This is a genomic window from Nonomuraea sp. NPDC049649 (genome assembly GCF_040675175.1).
In the GTDB taxonomy this organism is placed as follows: Bacteria; Actinomycetota; Actinomycetes; order Streptosporangiales; family Streptosporangiaceae; genus Nonomuraea.
The window spans coordinates 60,958-76,664 of sequence record NZ_JBFAOH010000023.1 but is presented as its reverse complement, the minus strand read 5'-3'; the positions used below and the strand labels follow the sequence as shown (position 1 = coordinate 76,664).

The following is a 15,707-nucleotide window of genomic DNA, read 5'->3' as shown; positions in this document are numbered from 1 at the left end:
AGTCACCTCATGCCCCCGGGTTGAACCACCCACCGGCCCGATCCGTCGTGGGGGTATGAAGACGCTCACCCGACCGGTGCTCGCCGCGGCGCTCGCGGCGGCACTCGCCGCCTGCACCTCCGCCCCCGCGCAGGACCCCGGGAAACAGAGCCTCGGGAACGTCCGCCTGGTCTCCTACAGCGACTGCGACGAGTTGCTGGCCGGGCTGCGGGAGAAGGCGGCCGAGAATGTGGGCCCGTGGGGGTTCGGCGGCCCGCCGATCATGTACATGGAGGATTCGAGCGCCGCCAGGGAGAGCAAGCCCGACCATTCCACGACGAATGTGCACGAGGCCGGGGTGGACGAGCCCGACCTGGTCAAGACGGACGGCGAGCGCGTCTTCACGGTCGTCGGCGGGGTGCTTCACATCATCGACGCCGCCACGAAGAAGGTCACCGCCTCCCTCGACCTGAAGCGCGACGGCTACTCCCCCGCCGACCTGCTCGTCTCGGGTGACCGGGCGCTGGTGCTGTTCGAAGGCGGCATGCCGACCGCGAGGATCATGGACGGGTTCGCGCCGGTGGGCGAGACCCGGTACGTGCTCGTCGACCTGGCGGGTGAGCCGAAGGTGATCGGGCAGATCAAGCCCGCGGGCGCGCACGTGGACGCCCGCATGGTCGGCTCGACGGTCTGGCTCGTCACCCGCGGCCGGCCCGCCATCGCCTTCCCCGAGCCGAAGGGGAGCGTCGACGACGCCGAGCGGAAAAAGGTGAACCAGGCCGTGGTCCGCAACGCCCCGCTGACCGCATGGCTGCCCGAGATCGAGATCACCGACGCCTCCGGGACGATCAGGAAGGCCGCGGTGCCGTGCGAGCGGGTGAGCCACCCGGCCGAGTACACGGGCACGTCGCTGCTCACCCTGCACACGCTCGACCTGGCGCAGGGCATCACCGCCGCCGGGACCGGCCCGATCGCGCTGGCCGCCGACGGCGACATCGTCTACGGCACGGGCAAGAGCCTGTACGTGGCGAGCAATCCGCGCTGGTGGTGGCCGATCGATCGGGGGGCCGCCCCGGCCGTCGAGCCTTCCCCGGGCGAGCCGACGCCCGGGGTGCCGCCGGAGGAGACCGAGGTGCACCGGTTCGACATCGGAAGGCCGGGCGCGCCCTCGTACGCGGCCTCCGGCACGGTCCCGGGGCGGCTGCTGAACCAGTACTCGCTGTCGGAGCACGACGGCCACCTGCGCGTCGCCACCACGCTCGGCTCGGCGGACGCCCGGACCAGCTCCAGCAGCGTGCACGTGCTTGACGCCGCCACGATGAAGACGGTCGGCCAGGTCGGCGGGCTGGGCAAGGGCGAGCGGATCTACTCGGTCCGGTTCATCGGCCCGGCCGGTTACGTGGTGACGTTCCGCCAGGTGGACCCGCTCTACACGCTCGACCTGCGCGACCCGGCCGCGCCGAAGGTCACCGGCGAGCTCAAGATCACCGGCTACTCGGCGTACCTGCACCCGGCGGGCGACGGCCGGCTGATCGGCATCGGCCAGGAGGCGAGCGAGGAGGGCCGGACGATGGGCACCCAGATCTCGCTCTTCGACGTCGGCGACCCGGCGAACCCGCGCAGGCTGTCGCAGCTCTTCCAGAAGGAGTCCGGCTCGGTGGCCGAGTGGGACCCGCACGCCTTCCTCTACTGGCCGAAGACCGGCACCGCCGTGGTCCCGCTCAGCAGCCACGCCGACGGCCGCTTCCGGACCGGCGCCCTCGTACTGAAGATCACCGACGCCGAGGTCACCAGGACCGGCACGATCGAGCACCCGAGCCGCACCACAGGGGACCAGCCCGGCATCCAGCGCTCGATGGTGATCGGCGAGGAGATCTGGACGTTCTCGTACGAAGGAGTCCAGGTGAACGACCTGGCCACGCTCGACGAGCGGGCCTGGATCCCGCTCACGTCATGACGACGACGCCGGCGCGACGATCTCGGGGGCGCCGAGCCTGATCGCGTCGGCCTCCTGGTCGGTGTCCTGCTCCTGGGACAGGCGCTCGGCCTCGATCCGCTTGGTGTAGTACTCGACCTCGCGCTTGACCTGGTCGTCGTCCCAGCCGAGCGGCCCGGCGAGGAGTTCGGCGGCCTCCTGGGCGACGGCGACGCCGCGGTGGAAGGTCTCGATGGAGATGTGCGTGCGCCGGGTCAGCACGTCGTTGAGGTGGCGGGCGCCCTCGTGGGTGGCGGCGTAGACGATCTCGGCGCGCAGGTAGTCGTCGGCCCCGTGCAGCGGCTTGCCCAGCGACGGGTCGGCCTCGATCAGGGCCAGCACCTCGTCGATGAGCGACCCGTACCGCTGCAGCAGGTGCTCGATCCGGGCGACGTGCAGGCCGGAGTCGTAGGCGAGCCGGTGGCGGGAGTTCCACAGCGCCTGGTAGCCCTCGCCGCCGGCCAGCGTGATGCGGTCCGTGCAGGAGGGCGGCACCCGCTGGTCGAGCCCGTGGACGACGGCGTCGACGGCGTCCTTGGCCATCACCCGGTAGGTGGTGTACTTGCCGCCCGCGATCATCACCAGGCCCGGCACCGGGTGCGCGACGACGTGCTCGCGCGACAGCTTGGACGTCTCGTCCGACTCGCCGGACAGCAGCGGCCGCAGCCCCGCGTAGACGCCTTCCACGTCGTCCCTGGTCAGCGGCACCGACAGGACCGCGTTGACGTGGTCGAGGAGGTAGTCGATGTCGGCCCGGGAGGCGGCGGGGTGCGCCTTGGTGAGGGTCCACTCGGTGTCGGTGGTGCCGATGATCCAGTGCCGGCCCCACGGGATCACGAAAAGTACGGACTTTTCCGTACGAAGAATGAGCCCCGTGCGCGAGTGGATGCGATCACGCGGCACCAGCAGGTGGATGCCCTTGGAGGCGCGCACGTGGATCTGCCCGCGCCCGCCCACGAGCTCCTGGATGTCGTCGGTCCACACGCCGGTGGCGTTGACCACCTGCCGCGCGCGCACGTCCAGCTCCTCGCCGGACTCCAGGTCGCGCACCCGCACGCCGGTGACCCGCTCCCCCTCGCGCAGGAACCCGACCACCTGGGAGCGCGAGGCCACGTGCGCGCCGTAGGTGGCGGCGGTGCGCAGCAGCATCATGACGTAGCGGGCGTCGTCCACCTGCGCGTCCCAGTACTGCACCGCGCCGGTGAAGGCGGACTTCTTCAGCGCCGGGGCCAGCCGCAGCGCCCGCCTCCTGGACAGGTGACGGTGACCGGGCACGCCCCTGGTCTGCCCGGAGGCGAAGCCGAGCGTGTCGTAGAGCAGCACGCCCGCTCCCACGTACGGGCGTTCCCAGCCGAAGTGCGTGAGCGGGAAGAGGAAGGGCACCGGCCTGACCAGGTGCGGGGCGATGCGCTGCAGCAGCAGCGCGCGTTCTTGCAGGGCCTCGCGGACCAGGTCGAAGTTGAGCTGTTCGAGGTAGCGCAGGCCGCCGTGGATCAGCTTGGACGAGCGCGAGGAGGTGCCGGACGCGAAGTCGCGGGCCTCGACGAGCCCGACGTCCAGCCCTCGCGTGGCGGCGTCGAGCGCGATGCCCGCGCCGACCACCCCGCCGCCGACCACGACCACGTCGAGCTCGCGCGACGCCATCGTGTCCAGCGCCGCGTCCCGCTCGGCGGGCCCGAGCCGGACCACGCACTTACCCGCACCCATGCGCATTCCCCCTGTTTTCTGCGACTTGCGTCCATACTTACCCGTTATGCGCGAATCACTTTCACCCCAGCCTCGGTGAAGCGGGCGGCCTCGGTTTCGGGCAGCCGCTCGTCGGTGACCAGGGTGTCGATCTCCTCGATGGGGCAGATGCGGGAGAACGCCCGCTTCCCCAGCTTCGAGGAGTCCGCCACCACCACGACCTGGGCGGCCCGGCTGATCAGCAGGTGGTTGACGGCCGCCTCGCCCTCGTGGTGCGCCGAGGCGCCGAGCTCCACGTCCAGCGCGTCCACGCCGAGGAAGGCGATGTCCAGCGTGACCTGCTCCAGCACGCCCGAGGCGAGCGGCCCGATCAGCTCGTAGGACTGCGGCCTGGCCACCCCGCCGGTCATGACGATCTTCACGTGCTGCCGGACGGTCAGCTCGGCGGCGATGTTGAGCGCGTTGGTGACGATCGTGAAGCCGGACTCCAGCGCCGCCTGCGTGGCGAGCGTGCGGGCCAGCTCGGAGGTGGTGGTGCCGCCGTTGAGCCCGACCACCTCGCCGGGACGTACCAGCTCGGCCGCCGCGGCGGCGATGCGGTGCTTCTCGTCGGCGTGCCGGGCCGTCTTGTAGCGCAGCGGCAGGTCGTAGCTGACGCTCTGGGCGACCGCGCCCCCGCGCGTACGCATGAGCATCTGCTGCTGGGCGAGCTGGTCGAAGTCACGGCGGATGGTCGCGGTGGAGACGTCGAGCGCGCGGGCCGCGTCTTCGACGGAGAGCCTGCCTTCGCGCGCGAGCAGCTCGAGGATCGCGTTCCAGCGGTCGTAGCGGGACACGATTGCCCTCCCTTCGGAGATCCGTCAAGGGGGCAAGCCTGGCATACCGTCCGCAGACGGAGCTACCACTGCCCAAATCTGCACCTTTATGCTATAAAAACTGCATAAACAAGCATAACGGAGGTAGCGGTGACCACCCATACCGAAGCCGAGATCGCGTCCCAGCCCGAGTGCTGGCGCCGAGCGGTCGCGAACGTCCCCGCCGGCGCGCTGCCCCGTCCCGGCGAGCGGGTCGCCGTCGTCGGCTGCGGCACCTCCTGGTTCATCGCGATGGCGTACGCGGCGCTCCGCGAGCAGGCCGGCCAGGGCGAGACCGACGCGTTCGCCGCCTCCGAAGTCCCCGCCGGGCGCCGCTACGACCGGGTGCTCGCGCTGTCCCGATCCGGCACCACCACCGAGGTGCTCGACCTGCTCTCCCGGATCGACACCCAGGTCACCGCCATCACCGCCGACCCGGAGGCGCCCATCAAGCAGGCCGCCGGGCAGACGATCGTGCTCGACTACGCCGACGAGCGCTCGGTCGTGCAGACCCGGTTCGCCACCACCCAGCTCGCCCTGCTCCGCGCCAGCCTCGGCGAGGACGTCGGCCAGGCCATCGCCGACGCCGAACGGGCCCTGGCCGAGCCGCTGCCGGACGCGGTGGTCAACGCCGAACAGGTCACGTTCCTGGGCTCCGGCTGGTCCGTCGGGCTCGCCCAGGAGGCCGCCCTGAAGATGCGCGAGGCGTCCCGCTCGTGGACCGAGGCCTACCCGGCGATGGAGTACCGGCACGGCCCGATCAGCATCGCCGGCCCCGGCCGCGTCACCTGGATGCTCGGCGCCGCCCCCGAAGGCCTGCGGGCCCAGGTCGAGGCGGCCGGCGGCACGTTCGTCGAGAGCGGCCTCGACCCGATGGCCGAACTGGTCCGCGCCCAGCGGGCCTCCGTGGCCAGGGCGTTCGCCCGCGAGCTGAACCCGGACGAGCCCCTGCACCTCACCAGATCTGTGATCCTTTCCCCATGAGCCTTACTCTCGCCGACGCCCGCATCGTGACCCCCGACGGAGTTCACGAGGGATGGCTGACCATCGAAGACGGCCAGATCACGCACATCGGCCGCGGATCCGCCCCCCGTCCCGGCCACAGCCTGGGCGGGCGGCACGTCGTACCCGGCTTCGTCGACATGCACAACCACGGCGGGGCGGGCGGATCCTTCCCGGCGGGCGAGCAGGAGCGGGCGCGCGACGCCGTGGCCCTGCACGAGCGCCACGGCACCACCACGATGGTGGCCAGCCTGGTCACCGACACCCCCGAACGGCTGGCCGCGGCCACCGCGTCGCTGGCCGAGCTCTGCGACGACGGCCTGCTGGCCGGCATCCACTTCGAAGGCCCGTACCTGGCCAGGGCGCGCTGCGGCGCGCACGACCCCGAGCTGCTCCGCGAGCCCTCCCCCGCCGAGTTCGCCGGGCTGGTCAAGGCCGGGCGCGGGCACGTACGGATGCTGACGATCGCGGCCGAGCTGCCGGGCGCGCTCGACACGATCAGGGCGGCCGCGGCCGAGGGCGTGATCGCCGCGCTCGGCCACAGCGACGCCGGCTACGAACAGACGCTGGCCGGCATCGAGGCGGGCGCCACCGTGGCCACCCACCTCTACAACGCGATGCCGCAGCTCGGCCACCGCGACCCCGGCCCGATCGCGGCGCTCCTGCAGGACGAGCGGGTCACGGTCGAGCTGATCAACGACGGCGTGCACGTCCATGCGGCCATGCTCCGGCTGGCCTGCGCGGTCGCCGGGCCGGACCGGGTGGCGATGATCACCGACTCGATCTCGGCGACGGGGCTGAGCGACGGCGAGTACCTGCTCGGCCCGATGCGGGTCCGGGTCGTGGACGGGGTCGCCCGGCTGGTGGAGGGCGGCTCCATCGCCGGTTCCACGCTCACCATGGACGCCGCCTTCCGCCGGGCCGTCCGCGAGCTGGGCCTGCCGCTGCCGGAGGCGTCCCGGATGACGTCGCGGACCCCCGCCCGCGTGCTCGGCCTGTCCGACCGGATCGGCTCGATCGCCGTCGGCAAGCAGGCCGACCTGGTGGTGCTCACCGACGACCTGGAGGTGGCGGGCGTGATGAAGCGCGGCGCCTGGATCGCGGAGCCCTGATGATCCTCACCGTGACGCTCAACGCCGCGCTCGACGTCACCTACGAGACGCCGCAGGTCTCCTGGGACGGGGTGAACCGCGTCGCCGCCGTCCACCGGCGGGCGGGCGGCAAGGGGGTCAACGTGGCCCGGGTGCTGGCCGCGCTCGGCCAGGAGGTGCTGGTCACCGGCCTGGCGGGCGGGCCCACCGGCCGCGCCGTCGAGCAGGACCTGGAGGCGGCGGGCCTGGCACACGCCCTGGTGCCGGTCACCGGCGAGACCCGCACCACGCTCGTCGTCGCCGAACCCGGCGCACATACCCTCTTCAACGAGCCGGGTCCGCACGTCGGCGAGGACGAGTTCGCCGGATTCCTGCTCGCGTACGAGGCGCTGCTGCGGGAGGCGCGGGCCGTCGTCCTGTCGGGCAGCCTGCCCCGGGGCCTGCCCCCGACCACGTACGCCACCCTCGCCGCCTTCGCCCGCGACCGGGGCGTCCCCGCGATCGTGGACGCCGACGGCGAACCGCTCCGCCACGCCCCCGAAGGCCGTCCCGCGATCGTCAAGCCCAACGCCGACGAACTGGCCAGAGCCGTCCCGCACGGCACCCCGGAGGAGGGCGCCGCGGCCCTGCGCGAGCGCGGCGCCGAATCGGTGATCGTGTCGCTGGGCGCCGACGGGGCGCTGGCCGTCACCCCCGACGGAACGTTCCGCGCCCGGATGCCGTACGCAATCGAGGGCAACCCGACCGGGGCCGGCGACGCGCTCGTGGCCGGGCTGGCGCTCGGCCTGGTCTCCCCCTGCCCCTGGCCCGACCTGCTGCGGCGGGCGGCCGCGCTCGGCGCCGCCGCCGTGGCCGCGCCGCTGGCGGGCGCCTTCGACCCCGGCGTGTACGAGACCGTCCACCCGCTGATCGAGATCGTCTAGAAGGAGCCTCCGCCATGCCCCTCGCCGGAATCGGCGACGTCATCCGCCAGTCCCCCGCGGGGGTGGGCGCGTTCAACGTCATCCAGCTGGAGCACGCCACCGCCATCGTGGCCGGGGCCGAGGCCCTGGGCGTGCCGGTCGTCCTGCAGATCAGCGAGAACTGCGTGCGCTACCACGGCGCGCTGGAGCCGGTCGCGCTCGCCGCGCTCGCCGTCGCCCGCCGCGCCTCGGTGCCGGTCGCCGTGCACCTGGACCACGCCACCGACCGCGCCCTGGTCGAGGAGGCCGTGGCGCTCGGGCTGGGCTCGGTGATGTTCGACGCCTCCGCGCTGCCCGACGAGGAGAACGTCGCCGCCACCGCCGAGGTGACCGCCTGGTGCCACGCGCGCGACGTCTGGGTTGAGGCCGAACTGGGCGAGGTCGGCGGCAAGGACGGCGTGCACGCCCCCGGCGCCCGCACCAAGCCGCACGAGGCGGCCGACTACGTGGCCAGGACCGGCGTCGACGCGCTCGCCGTGGCCGTCGGCACCTCCCACGCGATGACCACCAAGGACGCGGTGCTCGACCTGGCGCTCATCGCCGACCTGCGGGCCGCGCTGCCGGTCCCACTGGTCCTGCACGGCTCCTCGGGGGTGCCCGACGACACCCTGCGCGCGGCCGTACGGAACGGCATGAAGAAGATCAACATCGCCACCCACCTGAACAAGGCGTTCACCACCGCGATCCGCGACCACCTGTCCGGCGACGGCGAGGTCGTGGACCCCCGCAAGTACATCGCCTCCGGCAGAGCAGCCGTCACCCGCGAGGTCACCCACCTCCTGGGGGTCCTCACGTCCGCGTGAGACCCGCGTCCGTGTTCACCCACCTTCTGGGAGCCCTCACGTCCGCGTGAGACCTGCATCCACAGCGGTACGGACGAACGCCGAGGTGGCCGTCGACCGGGACTGCTGCGGCCACGCGATCGCGAGCACCGCGGGCGGCCAGGACCAGTTCGGGCTCCGCGGCGGCGGCGCGCTGCGCCCGTCGCGCGGCGGCGTCGAGGGCGTCCAAGGCGATCCGAGCCTGATCCAGCAGTACGGTCCCGGCCCGGGTCAGCGTGACCCGGTGGGTGGTCCGTCCGAAGGGTGGCGCCCAGTTCCGCTTCGAGCCGCCGGATGGCGCGGGACAGGGGCGGGGCGGAGATACCCAGCCGCTCGGCCGCCCGCGCGAAGTTCGGCTCTGCTCCACTGGATCCCCCCGGAACGGCTCGGCGTCTGCGAAGCGCGCGCCAGGGCTGGCCGAGCGGGGCGTCCGGGTCCGGCGCGGCGACTTCGCCGACCCTGCGATCCTGGAGCACGCGTTCGAGGACGCCTCGCGGGTGCTCATCGTGTCGGTGGACACGACCGGTGAGCCGGCGCAGCGCCTGCACCGGGCCGCCATCGACGCCGCCACCGAGGCAGGCGCCGGGCGCATCGTCTACACCAGCCACATGGGGGCGAACCCGTCCTCCCCTTGCCGCCCATGCCCGACCACGCCGCCACCGAGGAGGCGCTGGAGCACTCGGGAGTGCCCTTCACCAGCCTGCGCAACGGCTTCTACGCCACCTCCGCTCATGCTGCTCGAACTCGCCCTGCGGACGGGCGAGCCGGCGGTGCCCCAGGACGGCCCGGTCTCCTGGACGGCCCACGACGAGCTGGCCGAGGCGGCGGCGATCGCCCTGACCACGGACGTCCTCGACGGTTTCACCCCGCCCCTCACCGGTGCGGAGGCGATCGACATGACCGGGGTCGCGGCGATCGCCTCCGAGCTGACGGGCCGGCCCGTGCGCCGGGTCGTCGTGCCGGACGACGACTACCGCGCGGGTCTGCTCGCCCACGGCGTCCCCGAGGCGGCGGCCGGCATGTTCAAGGCCTGCCGCCAGGGGGAGTTCGCCGCGGTCGACCCGGCCCTCGCCCGCCTGATCGGGCGGCCTCCGGCGTCGCTGCGGGAGCTCCTGAGCAAGGAGATCACGCGTAGTCGGGCGACATGACGGCGGCCATCCGCAGGTGCGGCTCCGCCTCCTCGGCGTGGCCCTGGCGCTGGAGGGTGCGCCCGAGCAGGTGACGCGCGTAGGCGTCGTCGGGCGCCGCCGCGACCAGCCGCTCCAGGGTGGTGCGGGCCCGGCCGAGCTGGGCCGACAGGTAGTAGGCGCGCGCGGCGAGCGCGAGCACGTTGCGGTCGTCGCCGTGCTCGCCCAGCAGCGGCGTGAGCAGCGTCAGCGCGCCGAGCGGGTCGCGCTGGTCGAGCAGCGACTCGGCGTGGCGGTAGCGCTCGACCTCCTCCGGCAGCCGCCGCGCGGGCCGCGCCGCGAGCACGAACTCCCTGATCACCTCGGGAGGCTGGGCACCGGCCAGCGCGTCGCCGCCTGCGACGATGGTCGGCGACGTCTTGACGCCGATGGCCTTGCCTCTGAGAAGCAGCTCCCGTACGAGATCGTCGCCCGCACCGGCGTCGAGCAGCGCGCCACCATCGGCGAAGCCCGCGTCGGCGGCGAGCCGGTGGAGGGTGTCGCGGTCGCTGATGTCGAGCCGGTCGAGGAAGTGGGCCTTCATCACCCGCTCGGCCACCGCGTCCTGCAGCGCCGGGCCGCCGTGCTCCAGGGCGAGCGCGATCAGCCGGTGGGCGTCGTGGCTGCTGGCCCGCCAGGCGGGGCCCCAGGTCCAGCCGAAGCCCTCCTCGGCGGCGACGAGCGACACGCGCACCCGGTTCTCGCCGGGGGTGAGATCGGGCGCGCACCGGCTCAGGGCAGCGTCGGCCATCGGGTCGGCCATCGCCTCCTCGTACGGGACCGCCTGCGCGGGCGCGGTGGGGTCGATGCGGAACGGCCGCCACACGACCTCGGAGTCCAGCCCGTCGAGGGCCTTCTCCACGCGCCGCTTGCCGATGTAGGCCCAGCCGCAGACGACGTCGGCCCAGATCTCGATACGCATGACGCCAAGATATGCGACAACTGTCTATTAAGCAACAAGTGTCGTATAGTGAGCGGCGTGAACCCCGATGATCCACGCGCCCAGCGCACCCGGGCGAGCCTGCGCGCCGCCGTCCTCGACCTCGCCGCCGAGCGCGACCTGAGCGCGATCACCGTCTCCGCCGTCGCCAAGCGGGCCGGGCTCAACCGGGCCACCTTCTACCTGCACTATCCGGACGTCGACGCGCTGGCCGCCGACGCCATGGAGGAGGCGGTCGCCCATGTCGCCAGGGCGGCGGCACTCTGCCCCCTGGACGCCCCCCGCGACCGAGTTCCCGGACCACTCGCCGACCTCTTCACCCACCTCGACGAGAACGCCGAGCTGTACGCCTGCATGCTCGGCACCCAGGGCAGCCCGCGCTTCTCCGCCCGTCTCAGAGAACGCCTCACCGGCGAGCTGGAGGCCCGCTTCGCCGCCGGATCGCGGCCGGGCGGCTTCGCCGACGTCCCGCCCGGCCTGCACGCCGCCTACCTCGCCGGCGCCCTGACGGGCGTGATCGCCCACTGGGTGACCGGCCCGCGCGACACCCCTCCGTCCGACGTCGCACTCGCCTTCTGGCGGCTCTTCCGCCCGACTGACAAGCACTAGACAACCGGAAAGTTGTGCAACTAAACGGTTGTGATTAAGCTCGCGGCGTGACCGTAGCCGAAGACGAGCTGAGCCTGGTGTTCTCGGCGCTCGCCGACCCCACCAGGCGAGCCATCCTGGAACGCCTGGCCCGGGGCGACGCGACCGTGCGCGAGCTCGCCGAGCCGTTCGAGATGACCCAGCAGGCCGTCTCCAAACACCTCAAGGTGCTCGAACGCGCCCGCCTGATCACCCGCACCCGCAGCGCCCAGTCCCGCCCGTGCGCGCTCGACCCCGAACGGCTCGACGCCGCCACCGGCTGGATCGCCCGCCACCGCCGCATGTGGGCCGACCGCCACGACCGGCTCGACCAGCACCTCGCCGCCCTGCGCCAGGCAGGAGAGACGCCATGACCGAGACCGGCGAGATGACCTACCGGCGCGTCCACCGCGCGTCGCCGGAGCTCCTCTTCGACTGCATGACCAAGCCCGAGCACCTCACCCACTTCTGGGGCCCGGCGGGCACCACCACCCCGCTCGACGGCATCGTGGTCGACCTGCGCCCCGGCGGCCGCTTCGAGACCACCATGATCGGCGAAGGCGGCACGTACACGATGAAGGCCACCTACGTCGAGGTGGTCCGCCCCGAACGGCTGGTGTGGATCGAGCCCGGCGTCGAGGGCGGCATGAAGACCACCATCACCTTCCGCGACCTGGGCGACGGCCGCACCGAGGTCGTCACGCACCAGACCAACGTCCCGGCCGCCTACCTCAGCGCCGAGGCCCGCGCGGGCTTCGCCACCAGCCTTGACCGTTTCGACGCCTATCTCACGACTCTGTGAAGGATCCGGCATGACCGCACTCACCTCACCCGACGGCACCCTGATCGGCTACGAGCGCTCCGGCAGCGGCCCCGCGCTCATCCTGGTCGACGGCGCCATGTGCCACCGCGCCGCGGGCCCGATGCGCCCGCTCGCCGCCCTGCTCAGCCCGTCCTTCACCGTCTACACGTACGACCGGCGGGGCCGCGGCGAGAGCACCGACACCCCGCCGTACACGCCCGGCCGAGAGGTCGAGGACCTGCGGGCGCTGATCACCGAAGCGGGCGGCGAAGCGTACGTCTACGCCATCTCCTCCGGCGCGGCCCTGGCGCTCCGGGCGGCGGCGACCGGCCCCGGCATCACCCGCCTCGCCCTGTACGAGCCACCCTTCATCGAGTCCCCCGCCAACGCCACCTACACAGCCCGCCTGCGCGCCTTGCTCGCCGCCGGCCTCACGGGCGACGCCGTAGCGCTGTTCATGGCCCACGTCGGCATGCCCGCCCAGGCCATCGACGGCATGCGGACCCAGCCCATGTGGGCGGGCCTGGAAGCCATCGCACCGACCCTCGCGTACGACGACGAACTCCTCGGCGGCGGCCGGATACCCCACGACCTGACGTCGGCGATCACCATCCCCACCCTGGTCCTGTCGGGCACCGCCAGCCCCGACGGACTCCAGAGCGCGGCCAAGTCCACCGCCGACGCCATCCCCACGGCCGAGCACCGATCCCTCGACGGCCAGACCCACGACGTCCAGCCCGACGCCCTCGCCCCGGCGCTGACGGATTTCTTCCGTTGACCAAGACGCCCAGCCGGCATCCGTTAAGCAAGACGCCCAGCCGGAAGCCCTCGCTCGGGTGCTCATTCTTCGTTTAGCAACATGCGTTGACTACTCCGGATTAGTCAACATATGTTGCTTGCGTGCCCGTGAACGAGATTCCCTCGCCTCAGGAGCCCGCCGACGCGCTGGCGGCCGTGGTGGCGTTGCGGCGGCTGGCCGACCGGCTCGAAGACGCCGCCGTCGAGCAGGCGATGCGCGCGGGCTGGAGCTGGCCGCAGGTCGCCGAGGCGCTCGGCGTGACGCGTCAGGCGGTCCACCGCAAGCACGCCAAGCGGCTCATCGCCGCAGGCGTCAAGCTGAGGAGGCGGTCACCATGAGGACGTTCGACGCGTACCTGCATGCGGTCCTCACCGATGCGGAGACCGAGGCGCGGCGCGACGGCTCGGCGACGATCGAGGCGGAGCACCTCCTGCTGGCCGTCGCGGCCCGGGAAGGCACCGCGCCGCAGCGCGTGCTCGCCGAGGCCGGGCTCGGCCACCGGGCCGTCCGCGCCGCGCTCGACCGCGAGTTCAAGCACAGCCTGAGCACAGTCGGCGTCTCCGTCCCCGCCGGTCTTGCCCTCTCCAGCACACCGTCCGAGCGCCGGCCCACCATGGGCGCCACGGGGAAGCTCGCCCTGGAGCGGGGCTTCGCGTCCGTGACCCGCAAAAAGGACCTGCACCCGGCGCACGTCCTGCTCGGGATCCTGCACGCCGAGGTCGGTACGGTCCCGCGCGCCCTCGCGCTGGCCGGGGTCGACAGGTCCGCGTTGCTGGCCCGGGCCCAGGAATCGGCCGCCGCATGAGCCCGTACGCGGAGATCCAGCGGATCCTCGACCGGGCGGTGACCGGCGGCGGGGTGCCGGGGATCATCGCGGAGGTCCGCGACAGCGACCGGGCGTGGTTCGGCGGCGGGGCTCCCGGAATCGTCGCGGAGTTCCACGACGGCGACCGGGCGGTGGGCGACGGCGGGGTGCCGGGGATCGTCGCCGAGGCCCGCGACGGCGACCGGGCGTGGTTCGGCACGGCGGGCGTGGCCGACCTGGCGACCGGGCGGGAGCGCCGGCCGGGCGAGCATTTCAGGATCGGCAGCCTCACCAAGGCGTTCACGGCGGCGGTGGTCCTGAGCCTGGCGGCCGAGGGCGCGCTGACGCTGGACGACACGGTGGCGACTTGGCTGCCCGGCCTGGCCGAGGAGCAGTTGGGCGCCGACGGCACGGAGATCGTCGTCAGGCAGCTGCTCAACCACACCAGCGGCCTGCCGGACGTGTTCCCCGGGCAGGAGACGCCGCCGCCGGAGGAGCCGGGCGGCTTCGCCTACTCGAAGGTCAACTACACGCTGGCGGGGATGATCGTCGAACAGGTCACGGGCGCCACGCTGGCCCAAGAGATCGAGCGGCGCGTCGCCCGGCCGCTCGGCCTGACCGGCACGTACCTCCCCGGAGATGACCAGCACCTACGGGAGCCGCACGCGCGGCACTACACGAAGGAGTCCGGCGAGATCCACGACGTGACCGCGGCGGACCTGAGCTGGGCCTGGGCCGCCGGCGGGATGGTCTCGACGACGGCGGACCTGCACGCGTTCCTGAACGCGCTGCTGCGCGACCCGCTCCTCCCGGCCGAGCTGCGGCGCGAGATGTTCACCACAGTTCCGACCGCCGGCTGGATCCCGGACACCCGCTACGGCCTGGGCGTCTTCTCCCAGCGGTTGCCCTGCGGCGCCACGGTATGGGGAGGGGGCGGCGCCGTGCCCGGGTCGTGGAGCTACGCGATGGGCGAGGGGCGGCGCGCGGTGGTCGTCAACGCCAACGGCGACTGGGGTGACCTGATGGCCGTCTTCGGCGAGCTGATGGTCGCCCGGTTCCGGTGACGGAACCGGGCGCAGGGGTCAGCGGGGTGCGACCACGACCTCGACCCGCTGGAACTCCTTGAGGTCGGAGTAGCCCGTGGAGGCCATCGTGCGCTTCAGCGCGCCCATGAGGTTCATCGACCCGTCGGCGACGGTGGACGGCCCGTGCAGGATCTGCTCCAGCGTGCCGACCGTGCCGAACTCGACCCGCCGCCCGCGCGGCAGGTCGGGGTGGTGGGCCTCGGCGCCCCAGTGGAACCCGCGGCCGGGTGCCTCGACGGCCCTGGCCAGCGGGGAGCCGACCATGACGGCGTCGGCGCCGCAGGCGATGGCCTTGGCGATGTCGCCGGAGGTGCCCATGCCGCCGTCAGCGATGACGTGCACGTAGCGGCCGCCGGACTCGTCCATGTAGTCGCGCCGGGCCGCCGCCACGTCGGAGATGGCGGTCGCCATCGGCACCGCGACGCCGAGCACGTTGCGGGTGGTGTGGGAGGCGCCGCCGCCGAAGCCGACCAGCACCCCGGCGGCGCCGGTGCGCATCAGGTGGAGGGCGGCGGTGTGGGTGGCGCAGCCGCCGACGATGACCGGCACGTCCAGCTCGTAGATGAACTGCTTGAGGTTGAGCGGCTCGGCCCGGCCCGAGACGTGCTCGGCGGAGACGGTGGTGCCGCGGATGACGAACATGTCGACGCCCGCGTCGATGACCGCCTTGTGGTACTGGACGACCCGCTGCGGCGACAGCCGGACGGCGGTGGTCACGCCGGACGCCCTGACCTCCTCGATCCGCCGCCCGATCAGCTCCTCCTGGATCGGGGCGCGGTAGATCTCCTGGAGCCGCCGGGTGGCCGCCTCGGCGCTGAGGGAGGCGCACTCCTCCAGCAGCGGGGTCGGGTCCTCGTACCGGGTCCAGAGACCTTCGAGGTCGAGCGGCGCGAGACCGCCGAGCTTGCCGATCGCGATCGCGGTGGCCGGCGAGACGACGCTGTCCATGGGAGCCACGACGACGGGCAGCTCGAACCGGTAGGCGTCGATCTGCCAGGCGATCGAGACCTCTTCCGGGTCGCGGGTGCGCCGCGAGGGCACAAGACCGATCTCGTCGAGCGAGTAGGCCCGGCGGCCCGACTTGCCCCGGCCGATCTCCACCTGCTGAGTCAT

Annotated in this window: 17 protein-coding genes and 2 pseudogenes; 14 read left to right on the top strand and 5 right to left on the bottom strand. The window is 72.9% G+C overall.

What is annotated here, in order from left to right; translation table 11 throughout:
• Positions 1–55 precede the first annotated feature (55 nt).
• Positions 56–1,936, top strand: a complete 1,881-nt coding sequence (locus AB0J42_RS25760) for a beta-propeller domain-containing protein (protein WP_364298642.1) — start codon at positions 56–58, stop codon at positions 1,934–1,936.
• On the opposite strand, the gene AB0J42_RS25755 is transcribed toward AB0J42_RS25760, so the two are convergent.
• Together AB0J42_RS25755 and AB0J42_RS25750 are read right to left on the bottom strand one after the other, a co-directional pair.
• Positions 1,931–3,661 carry a glycerol-3-phosphate dehydrogenase/oxidase gene (locus AB0J42_RS25755; RefSeq protein ID WP_364298640.1) on the bottom strand — a complete coding sequence of 577 codons (1,731 nt, stop codon included), beginning with the start codon at positions 3,659–3,661 and terminating at the stop codon, positions 1,931–1,933. The genes AB0J42_RS25760 and AB0J42_RS25755 overlap by 6 nt on opposite strands.
• A 44-nt stretch (positions 3,662–3,705) precedes the next feature.
• A complete protein-coding gene (locus AB0J42_RS25750) occupies positions 3,706–4,476 on the bottom strand; it encodes a DeoR/GlpR family DNA-binding transcription regulator (protein WP_364298638.1) in 771 nt (256 codons plus the stop codon).
• Between the two features lie 129 nt (positions 4,477–4,605).
• Here AB0J42_RS25750 and AB0J42_RS25745 point away from each other — a divergent pair, with 129 nt between their 5' ends.
• From AB0J42_RS25745 to AB0J42_RS25730, 4 genes are read left to right on the top strand one after another with little or no spacing between them, the layout of a single operon-like run.
• Positions 4,606–5,478 (top strand): sugar isomerase, encoded by an 873-nt coding sequence (locus tag AB0J42_RS25745; RefSeq protein ID WP_364298636.1) that lies wholly within the window; start codon positions 4,606–4,608, stop codon positions 5,476–5,478.
• Positions 5,475–6,608 (top strand): N-acetylglucosamine-6-phosphate deacetylase, encoded by a 1,134-nt coding sequence (gene nagA, locus AB0J42_RS25740; RefSeq protein WP_364298634.1) that lies wholly within the window; start codon positions 5,475–5,477, stop codon positions 6,606–6,608. The genes AB0J42_RS25745 and nagA overlap by 4 nt, the downstream gene beginning before the upstream one ends.
• Positions 6,608–7,510 (top strand): 1-phosphofructokinase family hexose kinase, encoded by a 903-nt coding sequence (locus AB0J42_RS25735; protein ID WP_364298632.1) that lies wholly within the window; start codon positions 6,608–6,610, stop codon positions 7,508–7,510. Before nagA ends, AB0J42_RS25735 begins: the two co-directional genes overlap by 1 nt.
• Positions 7,511–7,524: 14 nt before the next feature.
• The gene (locus AB0J42_RS25730) at positions 7,525–8,352 is read left to right on the top strand and encodes a class II fructose-bisphosphate aldolase (RefSeq protein ID WP_364298630.1); all 828 of its coding nucleotides are present in this window, start codon (positions 7,525–7,527) and stop codon (positions 8,350–8,352) included.
• Positions 8,353–8,633: 281 nt separating this feature from the next.
• Here AB0J42_RS25730 and AB0J42_RS25725 read toward each other — a convergent pair.
• Positions 8,634–8,729, bottom strand: a pseudogene (locus tag AB0J42_RS25725) (LysR family transcriptional regulator); the annotation flags it as partial.
• Between the two features lie 54 nt (positions 8,730–8,783).
• Here AB0J42_RS25725 and AB0J42_RS25720 point away from each other — a divergent pair.
• A pseudogene (locus AB0J42_RS25720) lies at positions 8,784–8,939 on the top strand (SDR family NAD(P)-dependent oxidoreductase); the annotation flags it as partial.
• Positions 8,940–9,101: 162 nt separating this feature from the next.
• The gene (locus AB0J42_RS25715; RefSeq protein WP_364298696.1) at positions 9,102–9,518 is read left to right on the top strand and encodes a hypothetical protein; all 417 of its coding nucleotides are present in this window, start codon (positions 9,102–9,104) and stop codon (positions 9,516–9,518) included.
• Here the strand turns inward: AB0J42_RS25715 and AB0J42_RS25710 are convergent.
• Positions 9,496–10,458, bottom strand: coding sequence for a DsbA family protein (locus tag AB0J42_RS25710; RefSeq protein ID WP_364298628.1), 963 nt, complete (start codon positions 10,456–10,458; stop codon positions 9,496–9,498). The genes AB0J42_RS25715 and AB0J42_RS25710 overlap by 23 nt on opposite strands.
• 57 nt (positions 10,459–10,515) lie before the next feature.
• On the opposite strand from AB0J42_RS25710, the gene AB0J42_RS25705 reads away from it, so the two are divergent.
• From AB0J42_RS25705 to AB0J42_RS25675, 7 genes are all read left to right on the top strand, one after another.
• Complete coding sequence (locus AB0J42_RS25705) at positions 10,516–11,085, top strand: TetR/AcrR family transcriptional regulator (RefSeq protein WP_364298626.1); 570 nt, start codon at positions 10,516–10,518, stop codon at positions 11,083–11,085.
• A 47-nt stretch (positions 11,086–11,132) separates the two neighbouring features.
• Positions 11,133–11,477: a metalloregulator ArsR/SmtB family transcription factor gene (locus tag AB0J42_RS25700; RefSeq protein ID WP_364298624.1), complete on the top strand. Its 345-nt coding sequence runs from the start codon at positions 11,133–11,135 to the stop codon at positions 11,475–11,477.
• The gene (locus tag AB0J42_RS25695; protein ID WP_364298622.1) at positions 11,474–11,905 is read left to right on the top strand and encodes an SRPBCC family protein; all 432 of its coding nucleotides are present in this window, start codon (positions 11,474–11,476) and stop codon (positions 11,903–11,905) included. Before AB0J42_RS25700 ends, AB0J42_RS25695 begins: the two co-directional genes overlap by 4 nt.
• 10 nt (positions 11,906–11,915) lie before the next feature.
• Complete coding sequence (locus AB0J42_RS25690; RefSeq protein WP_364298620.1) at positions 11,916–12,683, top strand: alpha/beta hydrolase; 768 nt, start codon at positions 11,916–11,918, stop codon at positions 12,681–12,683.
• Between the two features lie 122 nt (positions 12,684–12,805).
• Complete coding sequence (locus AB0J42_RS25685; protein ID WP_364298618.1) at positions 12,806–13,042, top strand: hypothetical protein; 237 nt, start codon at positions 12,806–12,808, stop codon at positions 13,040–13,042.
• Entirely contained in the window at positions 13,039–13,509 is a 471-nt protein-coding gene (locus AB0J42_RS25680; RefSeq protein ID WP_364298616.1) for a Clp protease N-terminal domain-containing protein, read from the top strand. Before AB0J42_RS25685 ends, AB0J42_RS25680 begins: the two co-directional genes overlap by 4 nt.
• On the top strand, positions 13,506–14,573 hold the full coding sequence (locus AB0J42_RS25675; RefSeq protein ID WP_364298614.1) for a serine hydrolase domain-containing protein: 1,068 nt from the start codon (positions 13,506–13,508) through the stop codon (positions 14,571–14,573). Before AB0J42_RS25680 ends, AB0J42_RS25675 begins: the two co-directional genes overlap by 4 nt.
• Positions 14,574–14,591: 18 nt before the next feature.
• Here the strand turns inward: AB0J42_RS25675 and AB0J42_RS25670 are convergent, their stop codons facing one another.
• Complete coding sequence (locus AB0J42_RS25670; RefSeq protein ID WP_364298612.1) at positions 14,592–15,707, bottom strand: GuaB3 family IMP dehydrogenase-related protein; 1,116 nt, start codon at positions 15,705–15,707, stop codon at positions 14,592–14,594.

What these genes read in the sequence shown, in the direction of transcription:
- AB0J42_RS25760 (WP_364298642.1), top strand. Translation starts at nt 56, where the DNA reads ATGAAGACGCTCACCCGACCGGTGCTCGCCGCGGCGCTCGCGGCGGCA.
- AB0J42_RS25755 (WP_364298640.1), bottom strand. Translation starts at nt 3,661, where the DNA reads ATGGGTGCGGGTAAGTGCGTGGTCCGGCTCGGGCCCGCCGAGCGGGAC.
- nagA (WP_364298634.1), top strand. Translation starts at nt 5,475, where the DNA reads ATGAGCCTTACTCTCGCCGACGCCCGCATCGTGACCCCCGACGGAGTT.
- AB0J42_RS25735 (WP_364298632.1), top strand. Translation starts at nt 6,608, where the DNA reads ATGATCCTCACCGTGACGCTCAACGCCGCGCTCGACGTCACCTACGAG.
- AB0J42_RS25730 (WP_364298630.1), top strand. Translation starts at nt 7,525, where the DNA reads ATGCCCCTCGCCGGAATCGGCGACGTCATCCGCCAGTCCCCCGCGGGG.
- AB0J42_RS25715 (WP_364298696.1), top strand. Translation starts at nt 9,102, where the DNA reads ATGCTGCTCGAACTCGCCCTGCGGACGGGCGAGCCGGCGGTGCCCCAG.
- AB0J42_RS25710 (WP_364298628.1), bottom strand. Translation starts at nt 10,458, where the DNA reads ATGCGTATCGAGATCTGGGCCGACGTCGTCTGCGGCTGGGCCTACATC.
- AB0J42_RS25695 (WP_364298622.1), top strand. Translation starts at nt 11,474, where the DNA reads ATGACCGAGACCGGCGAGATGACCTACCGGCGCGTCCACCGCGCGTCG.
- AB0J42_RS25690 (WP_364298620.1), top strand. Translation starts at nt 11,916, where the DNA reads ATGACCGCACTCACCTCACCCGACGGCACCCTGATCGGCTACGAGCGC.
- AB0J42_RS25680 (WP_364298616.1), top strand. Translation starts at nt 13,039, where the DNA reads ATGAGGACGTTCGACGCGTACCTGCATGCGGTCCTCACCGATGCGGAG.
- AB0J42_RS25675 (WP_364298614.1), top strand. Translation starts at nt 13,506, where the DNA reads ATGAGCCCGTACGCGGAGATCCAGCGGATCCTCGACCGGGCGGTGACC.
- AB0J42_RS25670 (WP_364298612.1), bottom strand. Translation starts at nt 15,707, where the DNA reads ATGACTCAGCAGGTGGAGATCGGCCGGGGCAAGTCGGGCCGCCGGGCC.